At 75.7% G+C, this 8,237-nt stretch carries 9 protein-coding genes and 1 pseudogene; 3 read left to right on the forward strand and 7 right to left on the reverse strand.

Going from position 1 to position 8,237, the window contains the following annotated elements:
- Position 1: 1 nt before the first annotated feature.
- Together ribD and rpe are read right to left on the reverse strand one after the other, a co-directional pair.
- On the reverse strand, positions 2-1,063 hold the full coding sequence (gene ribD, locus E4P38_RS18130) for a bifunctional diaminohydroxyphosphoribosylaminopyrimidine deaminase/5-amino-6-(5-phosphoribosylamino)uracil reductase RibD (RefSeq protein WP_245161126.1): 1,062 nt from the start codon (positions 1,061-1,063) through the stop codon (positions 2-4).
- Positions 1,060-1,731, reverse strand: coding sequence for a ribulose-phosphate 3-epimerase (gene rpe / locus E4P38_RS18135; RefSeq protein WP_245161127.1), 672 nt, complete (start codon positions 1,729-1,731; stop codon positions 1,060-1,062). Before rpe ends, ribD begins: the two co-directional genes overlap by 4 nt.
- A 67-nt stretch (positions 1,732-1,798) precedes the next feature.
- Between rpe and E4P38_RS18140 the strand changes: the two genes are divergently transcribed.
- From E4P38_RS18140 to E4P38_RS18150, 3 genes are all read left to right on the forward strand, one after another.
- A complete protein-coding gene (locus E4P38_RS18140; RefSeq protein ID WP_135133354.1) occupies positions 1,799-2,434 on the forward strand; it encodes a GPP34 family phosphoprotein in 636 nt (211 codons plus the stop codon).
- A gap of 73 nt (positions 2,435-2,507) precedes the next feature.
- Positions 2,508-3,026, forward strand: coding sequence for a hypothetical protein (locus E4P38_RS18145; RefSeq protein ID WP_135133355.1), 519 nt, complete (start codon positions 2,508-2,510; stop codon positions 3,024-3,026).
- On the forward strand, positions 3,023-3,682 hold the full coding sequence (locus E4P38_RS18150; protein WP_135133356.1) for a hypothetical protein: 660 nt from the start codon (positions 3,023-3,025) through the stop codon (positions 3,680-3,682). The genes E4P38_RS18145 and E4P38_RS18150 overlap by 4 nt, the downstream gene beginning before the upstream one ends.
- Before the next feature lie 9 nt (positions 3,683-3,691).
- Here E4P38_RS18150 and E4P38_RS18155 read toward each other — a convergent pair whose 3' ends face one another.
- From E4P38_RS18155 to E4P38_RS18175, 5 genes and pseudogenes are all read right to left on the reverse strand, one after another.
- Positions 3,692-5,089, reverse strand: coding sequence for a transcription antitermination factor NusB (locus E4P38_RS18155; RefSeq protein WP_135133357.1), 1,398 nt, complete (start codon positions 5,087-5,089; stop codon positions 3,692-3,694).
- Complete coding sequence (gene fmt, locus E4P38_RS18160) at positions 5,086-6,060, reverse strand: methionyl-tRNA formyltransferase (RefSeq protein WP_348633797.1); 975 nt, start codon at positions 6,058-6,060, stop codon at positions 5,086-5,088. The genes E4P38_RS18155 and fmt overlap by 4 nt, the downstream gene beginning before the upstream one ends.
- A complete protein-coding gene (def, locus tag E4P38_RS18165; RefSeq protein WP_135133358.1) occupies positions 6,009-6,560 on the reverse strand; it encodes a peptide deformylase in 552 nt (183 codons plus the stop codon). Before def ends, fmt begins: the two co-directional genes overlap by 52 nt.
- 81 nt (positions 6,561-6,641) lie before the next feature.
- Positions 6,642-7,313: a hypothetical protein gene (locus E4P38_RS18170; protein ID WP_135133359.1), complete on the reverse strand. Its 672-nt coding sequence runs from the start codon at positions 7,311-7,313 to the stop codon at positions 6,642-6,644.
- Positions 7,314-7,501: 188 nt separating this feature from the next.
- Positions 7,502-8,237 (reverse strand): annotated as a pseudogene (locus E4P38_RS18175) (primosome assembly protein PriA); the annotation flags it as partial.

Below are 8,237 nucleotides of genomic sequence, written 5' to 3' on the forward strand. Positions count from 1 at the left end.
CTCAACTCCTTCCGTCCGCGTGCTGGTGACCCCCAGTGTGCCGGGTCGGGCGCAGGCGCATCTGCAAGTCCCCGCCCAAGGGGGTGACGTCGACGAGCGACAGGGACAGCGCGCCGGTGATCGTGCTGATTCCCAGGTCCCCCACCAGGGAGGGGCCCGCACCCAGCAACGTGGGTGCGAGATGCACCACTGCCTCGTCGACGAGCCCCGCGCGCAGGAACGCCGCAGCGAGGGTCGGTCCTCCCTCGAGGAGCACGCGCCGCACGTCCCGGCCGAAGAGCTCGGTCAGCAGCTCTCCCGGCGAGTCGGCCCGGCTCACGTAGGTCGGGGCGGCCCCGTCCAGCACCCGCGCGGTCGAGGGCAGGCGGTCCCGGCGGTCGACGACGACCCGCAGCGGCTGCCGCCCGGCGTTGCGGCCGTCGGCATCCCGCACGGTGAGCTGCGGGTCGTCGGCCAGCGCCGTCCCCGAGCCGACGACGACGGCGTCGCAGGTGGCGCGCAGCCGGTGGACGGCGACGCGCGCCTCTTCGCCGGTGATCCAGCGGCTCGTCCCGTCGGCTGCGGCGACCCGCCCGTCGAGGGTGGCGGCGACCTTCCAGACGACGAACGGCCGCTGCTCCCGGACGCCGGTCAGCCAGCCCGCCAGCGCGCCTGCCTCGGCCGCGGCCTGCTCCACGCCGACGACGACGTCCACACCGGCCGCCCGCAGCCGCTCGGCTCCCCCGCCGGCCAGTTCGGTCGGCTCGGGGACGGCGACGACGACCCGGGCGATGCCGGCGGCCAGCAGGACGTCGGCGCACGGGCCGGTGCGGCCGGTGTGGGCGCAGGGCTCGAGCGTGACGACGGCGGTGCCGCCGCGGGCGTGATCCCCGGCCTGCGCCAGGGCCGCCACCTCGGCGTGCGGCCCGCCGGGGGCGGCCGTCGCACCCTCCCCCACGGGCGTGCCGTCGGCGGCCAGGATCACCGCGCCGACCGCCGGGTTCGGGCTGGTCGTGCCGAGCACGGACTCGCCGAGTTCCCGCGCCCGCGCCATGCCGCGCCGCTCGGCCTCGCTGACGCTCACCCGGAGATCGCCGCGGCGGCCTGGGCTCGCAGCGCGGCGATCGCCTTCGCGGGGTCCTCGGCGCCGTAGACCGCGGAACCGGCGACGAACATGTCCACCCCGGCCTCGGCGGCCTGCGCGATGGTGTCGGCGTTGATCCCGCCGTCGATCTCCACGAGCAGCGTCAGGTGCCCGGTGTCGACCAGCCGGCGGGCCGCGCGCACCTTCGACAGCACGCCGGGGATGAACGACTGGCCGCCGAAGCCCGGCTCCACGCTCATGACCAGCAGGGTGTCGTAGTCCGGCAGCACGTCGAGGTACTGCTCGAGCGGGGTCCCCGGCTTGATCGCCAGGCCGGCCAGCGCCCCGGCAGCGCGGATGTCGCGGGCCACGGCCCGGGGATCGGTGCAGGCCTCCGCGTGCACGGTGACGTTGCGTGCGCCGATCTCGGCGTAGCCGGGCGCCCAGCGCTCGGGGTTCTCGATCATCAGATGGCAGTCGAGCGGGATCGGGCTCACCGCCTGGATCGCCTCGACCACGGGAAGTCCGAGGGTCAGGTTCGGCACGAAGTGCGCATCCATGACGTCGACGTGCAGCCAGTCGGCGTCCGCCACCCGCTGGGTCTCCTCGGCCAGGTGGGCGAAGTCCGCCGACAGCAGGCTCGGAGCGATCATCGGTTCGCGGGGCACGTCTGCCGAGTCTAGGTGGGCGGCGATCGCGTACCCGAACCCGCGCCCGGCGCCTAACCTGCCCCTCGTGGACCTGACCGGCGGGGTGGCGGTGCGCCTCGCGTCGCTGTGCCTGGGCGGCGACGGGAGGTTGTCCCAGATGCTGCTGTGCGGGACCGCGGTGCGCGGCGGGCTGCTCCTGGATCTCGGGCTGGCCGGGCGGGTGGAGTCGGCCGAGGACAGCGTCGTCGTCGATCCCACGCCGACGGGGTTCGGCCCGGCCGACCGGCTGCTGGCGGCGATCGCGGTGGAGCCGGAGCGCTCCCTCGACGGCTGGCTGGACGAGAAGCGGATCGGGCTGAAGGACGTCGCCACGGCCAACGTGGCCTCGGGCCGCTGGGAACGGCGACCCGGACCGCTCGGGTTCGGCCGGCGCTACACCGACCTGCACTCCGAGGAGACCGACCGCGACCGCCGTCGGCAGACCGACGACGACGTGCAGCCCTGGTCGCCGGCCGACGCGTGCGTCATCGCGGTCGCAGCGGCGGCCGGCCTGCAGGACCTCGGGATCCCGGCGTCCGGACGGCGCCCGGACGAGCTGCTGGCCGCGACCGGCCCGGTGGCCTGGCTGGCCGAGGCAGTCGTGGACCACGTCCTCCTGGCCGGGGCCCGCTATCGGTACCAGGCAGGCGCGCTGGGCGCCGGAGGCCTCGGTGCGTTCTGACTCGAGGACACCCGATCGGGTGCCTGCTCGATGAGAAGCTGCAGGCCGGAGCGGCGTTTCCTAGGCTCCGACCATGATCGAGACCGCACGGTCCGGACAGCGAACCCGGAGCGGGTCCTCTCTGTCTGCGATCGCGCTGATCGCCGTGGGCGAGGCCGCCGTCGTCTGGGCGGGGTTCGTCCTCGTCGGCTGGGTCGTGGCCTACGGCGCCATCGGTGGGCTCGTCGGCTCGGCTGTCGTGCTCGTCGGCACCGACCGCACGAGCCGCACGCGGGAGCGGGTGGCACGCGCGGCGGTCCGGAGCCACCGGGACCCCGGACCCGACCTCCGCGCCGAGGCTGACACCCAGGCCCGCACGATCCTCGCTGTTTCCGTCGTCGACCGGTGGGGCGGGGCGGTGCTCCTCACCGGCGTCGCCATCGCGTGCGTGGTCGTCGCCGTCGTGCGCGGCGACCCGGCCGTGGCGTTCCCGGCTCCCCTCCTCGTGGTCCTCGCCGCCGGCGCCGTGGTGCTGCGTCGACGAACGGACGCTGCGGCGGACCGCTGGCTCGCCGACCCGCCGGTGCCGGCAGACGACGACGTGGACCGGTGACCGAGCAGGCCGAGGCGTGGGAGCGGGTCGACTCGGCGGCCGTCGAGCGCCGGTCCCGCGCCCGCGAGCCGCTGTTCGTCCTGGCGCTCGCCGCCGTGGCGGCCGCATGGGCAGGGGCGTCCGACCGCTTCTTCGGCGCTGCCGGGACGGCGAAGTGGCTCGTGGTCGGAGGCTATGTGCTGTTCTTCGCCCTCCTGCTGGTGGTACAGCGATTGCAGCCGCGCGTGCGAGTCCGGTCGGGAGAGGGCTACCGCCTCCAGTACGCGATTCGAGAGCACGTGGATCCAGGGCCCGGGATCAGGGACAAGGCGGACCGGCTGGCCGTCTACATGGCGCAGATCGTCTGGTTCCGCTGGTGGCTGCTGCTCTTCATCCCGGCCGGGGCGCTGGTCGCCGCACCGTGGGGCGACCGCCCGCTGGTCGTCGTCCCGTGCGCTCTCGTTCTCGTGGCCGGAGTGGCGACGTATGCGCTCTCCGTGCGGCGCTTCTACGCGGCCGCGCACAGGTGGGTGGACGATCCGCCGGGCCCGGCACGGGAGATGCCCTCCCTGCCGCGCTGGCAGCGCTGGATCAGCGGCTGGCGGTTCGTCTGGGCGCTGCTGACCGTCCTGCTCGTGGCCGTCGGACTGGGCGTCCTGGCGGTCCTGACCCGGTGACGCCTGCGCTCAGCGGGCTCGGCGGAGCAGGGCCATGAACATCGCATCCGTGCCGTGCCGGTGCGGCCAGAGCTGCCCGTAGTCGCCGCGGGCCGTGTCCGGCACCTCCGGGAACAGCGGCGCCACGGGGACCACCTCGACGTCGTCCCGGGCCGCGGCAGCATCCACGACCGCCACCGTCTCCGCGCTGTGCGGCGAGCAGGTCACGTAGGCCACGATTCCGCCGATCCGCACCGAGGACAGCGCACTGTCCAGCAGCGCCGTCTGCAGTTCCACCAGCGGAGGGACGTCGTCCGGCGTGCGGCGCCAGCGCACCTCGGGACGACGGCGCAGCGCGCCCAGCCCGGTGCACGGGGCATCCAGCAGCACCCGGTCGAAGGATCCCGGCGCCCACGGGGGCCGGGTGCCGTCGGCGGCGATCACCTCGACGTCGGCCTCCCCGGCCACCGCGTGGCGCACCAGCTCGGCGCGGTGCGGCGCCCGGTCGGCGGCAGTGATGTGCACCCCGTCGGGCCGCACGGCGGCCAGCAGCCCGGTCTTGCCGCCTGGCCCGGCGCACATGTCCAGCCACGCGGTGTCGGACCCCTCCAGCGGCGCGCGGGCGAGCAGCAGCGCGGCGACCTGGCTGCCCTCGTCCTGCACCCCCGCGGCGCCGGAGCGCACCGACGGCAGCCGCCCGGGGTCGCCGCCGTGCAGCCGGACGGCGAACGGCGACCACGGCCCGGGCTCCCCGCCGGACTCCTCGACCAGCTGCTCGCGGCTGATCCGGCGGGCCACCAGGTGGACGTCGGGCGCGGCGTCGTCGGCCAGCAGTGCCGCCTCGAGCTCGTCCTCGCCGCCGAGTGCCTCGCGCCAGGCGTCGACGATCCAACGCGGATGGTTGGTGGCCAGGGCGAGCCGCTCCCCCGCGTCGCCGCCCAGGGTGTCCAGCCACTGCGACCGGTCCCCCCCGGTGGCGACCTTCCGGAGGACGGCGTTGACCAACCCGGACGCGCCGGTGCCCACGATGCCGCGGGTGAGGTCGACGGTGGTGTCCACCGCCGCGTGCGAGGGCACCCGCAGGTCGATCAGCTGGTAGGCGCCCAGCCGGAGCAGGTCGAGCACCCGCGGGTCGAGCTCGCCGAGCGGCCGCGACACCAGGCCGGTGAGCACCGCGTCGAGAGTGCCCTGGGCGCGCAGCGTGCCGTAGGCCAGCTGGGTGGCGAAGGCGGCGTCGCGCTCCTCCAGCTGCCGCTCGCGCAGCAGCTGCGGGAGCAGCAGGTTCGCGTAGGCGGCGCGGGATGAGACGCCGTCCAGCACGTCGTAGGCCGTCAGCCGGGCACCGTCGAGCACCGGACGACGGGTTGCCGGATGCCGGCGCTGTCCCGGCCGGGGACCGCTCGAGGTCTTCCGGGGTGGCCGCGTCATGCGCCCACCCGCTCGCCGGGCTGCGGCCGCGCGCCCCGGGCCCAGTCGGCTGCGGGGAACATCCGCTTGCCGGCCGGCTGCACGAGCCCGAGGCGGACGGCGCCGCGGCCGGCGCCCACGAGCACGCCGTCCGGCCCGACCGACAGCTCACCGGCGGGCAGCTCGACGTCGGGCAGCGGCTCGACCGGGCCCAGCCGCAGCCGCTCGCCGCGCCACGTCGTCCACGCCCCCGGTGCCGGGGTCACCCCGCGGACCCGGCGGTCGACGACGTGCGCGGGCATCGCCCAGTCGACCCGGGCGTCGGCGGGATCGATCCGCGGCGCCAGGCTGATGCCCTCGGCCGGCTGGGGTTCGGCGGTCAACGTGCCGGCTCCGATGCCGTCGAGGGTCGCGACCAGCAGCCCGGCGCCGCTTCCCGCGAGGCGGCCGAGCAGGTCACCGGCGGTGTCCCGCGGGCCGATCGCCTCGGTGACCGTGCCGAAGATCGGTCCGGTGTCGAGCCCTGCCTCCAGCCGGAACGTCGAGGCGCCGGTGATCTCGTCCCCGGCCATGATCGCGTGCTGCACCGGGGCGGCCCCGCGCCAGGCCGGCAGCAGCGAGAAGTGCAGGTTGACCCAGCCGTGCCGCGGCAGGTCGAGCGCCGCCTGCGGCACGAGTGCGCCGTAGGCGACGACCGGCGCGCAGTCGACGGCGAGCGCCGCGAGCTGCTCCAGGAACTCCGGCTCGCGCGGCGACCGCGGCTGCAGCACGGGCAGGCCGGCAGCGTCCGCGCGCTCCGCCACCGGGGAGCGGCTCTCCTTGCGGCCGCGTCCCGACCGGGCGTCGGGCCGGGTCAGGACGGCGACGACCTCGTGGTCGGAGGCCAGGAGGGCCTCCAGCGAGGGGACAGCAGGTGCCGGCGTACCGGCGAACAGGAGCCTCAGTGGGGGCTCACCTTCACGACGGGGTCGGGCGCGGGAGTGGGCAGGTATGCGGCCATGCCGGCCCACTCGGCCGCCTCGAGCTCGGCGAGCGCCGCGGCCCGGGCCTCGGCGTCGAGCCGGTCGACGAACAGCACGCCGTCCAGGTGGTCGGTCTCGTGCTGCACCGCGCGGGCGAGCAGCTCCGAGCCCTCGATGCGGACCGGGTCGCCGTGCATGTTCCAGCCGGTGGCGACCACGTGGAGGTGCCGGCGGCAGTCCCAGCGGAAGCCAGGGATGGACAGGCAGCCCTCCGGCCCCTCCTCGGTCTCCTCGCCGACCGGCGTCACGTCGGGGTTGACCAGGTGGCCGACCTCCCCGTCGACGAACCAGGTGAAGACGCGCAGTCCGACGCCGAGCTGCGGGGCGGCCAGGCCGGCGCCACCGGCGGCGAACATCGTCTCGGTCAGGTCACCGACGAGGCCACGCAGCTCGGCGTCGAAGTCGACCACCGGCGCCGCGGGGGTGCGCAGCACGGGGTCGCCGAACAGCCGGATGGGGGTCACGCTCACTGCACGATCGTAGAAGAAGGTCGCAGCGGTCCCCCGCCCGCTCGCGGCGGTGCCCCTGCAGAGGGCCGCGGACGGACGGTCTCAGCGCGAGAGGGCGACCGCGGACTTGGCGACCTCGAGGTGCGATCCCTGCGACGTCAGCTGGCCGGCGCCCTCGGCATCGTCCACACCGACACCGGCGGCGAACGCGGCGTCATGGGCGACGACGGTGCCCTCGAAGTCGACGGTGTCGCCTTCGGTGACCTGGTAGGGCGACTCGCCGACCTCGCCGGTCAGCTGCACCCACACTCGCTGCTGGTCCGACGTGCCGACCCAGAACCCCTCGTCGGCGGGAACGGAGAGCACCCGCACGCCCGTCCCGGTGACCGGCTGGCCGGCGAGCGCGCCGAGCGCGGCTGCGGGGTCGGCCTGCGCGACGAGGTCCAGTACGGACCGGCCGTCGGCGGTCACGATCTGACCGCTGCCGGCCGCCGCCGCGGCACCGGACGACCCCGCCGTCGCGCCGGCCGACGACGACGAGGCCGAGGAACGTCCGCTGCTCGATGTCGAGGTCGTCCCGCTGCCCGAGGCGCCGGACTCGTCAGGGTCGTCCGAGCCGCACTGGCTAAGCAACAGGGCTGCGACGATCAGGATCGCGAGCAGGAGCGCACCGAGGAGCAGCGCCCGCTTCCGGCCGCCCCCTCGGTTGTCCCCGCCCACGGGCGTGGCCCCGTGCGGCGCGGCGGGTCCGGATGATGGGCGTGCTGCAGTCACTCTGGTGCTCCTCGGCGTCGATGTCCCGCGCCCCCCCGTGGAGGCGGGGTCGACATACCCGGGCGCGTTTACCTTGTAAACGCAGGCACGATGTTGATCATCGGATGCATGCTCGCGACACCGGCACAAGCGGGCAGACACGCCGGGCGGCCGGGCACTCATCCGATGATCAACCCCGCGGGGCGCCCTCAGACGAGGTCGAGCGGATCCAGCTGCACGCGGACGTGGTCGGTGACCTTCTTGGCGCTCCGCACGCCCTGGACCTCGGTCAGCGCGTGCGCCAGCGCCATCCCCTCCGAACGCGGCACGCGGACCAGGAAGCGCTCCCGCTCCCCCTCCTGGCCCGGCCGCGGCGGCTCGGGCACCGGCCCGAGGAGGTCGGCCCCCTCGGGCATCCGCAGCGCCTCGCGGAACTCGGCCAGCGCCGACGCCGAGCCGGACAGGCTGGCGATCCGGGTCACCGGCGGGAACCCGAGCTCGCGACGGTCGGCGAGCTCGCGCTCGGCCAGCCAGCCCGGGTCCCAGCGCACCAGCGCCTGGACGACGGGATGCGCGGCGTCGGCGGCGACCACGACCTGCCCCCCGGCGGTCGCGGGTCGCACCAGCGCGGCGGCGTTCATCCAGCGCCGCAGGGTCTCCTCGCCGGCCCGGAGGTCGGCCCGCCCGAGCAGCGCCCAGGAGTCCAGCAGCAGCGCCGCGCCGTACCCGCCGTCCGCCACCGGTTCCGCCCCCGGAGTGGCGACGACGAGGGACGGACCGCCCGGCACCGTGGCGAGCACCCCCGACGTGCTGCCGGAGGTGCGCACGGTGGCGCCCGGGAAGGCCCGCGCGAGCTCCTCCGCGGTGCGGGACTCCCCCACCACGGCGGCGCGCAGCTTCGTGCCGTGGCAATGCGGGCAGTCGAAGGTGGCGGCCGGCCGCGCG

It is taken from the genome of Blastococcus sp. CT_GayMR16, from assembly GCF_004570875.1.
Taxonomy (GTDB): Bacteria; Actinomycetota; Actinomycetes; order Mycobacteriales; family Geodermatophilaceae; genus Blastococcus_B.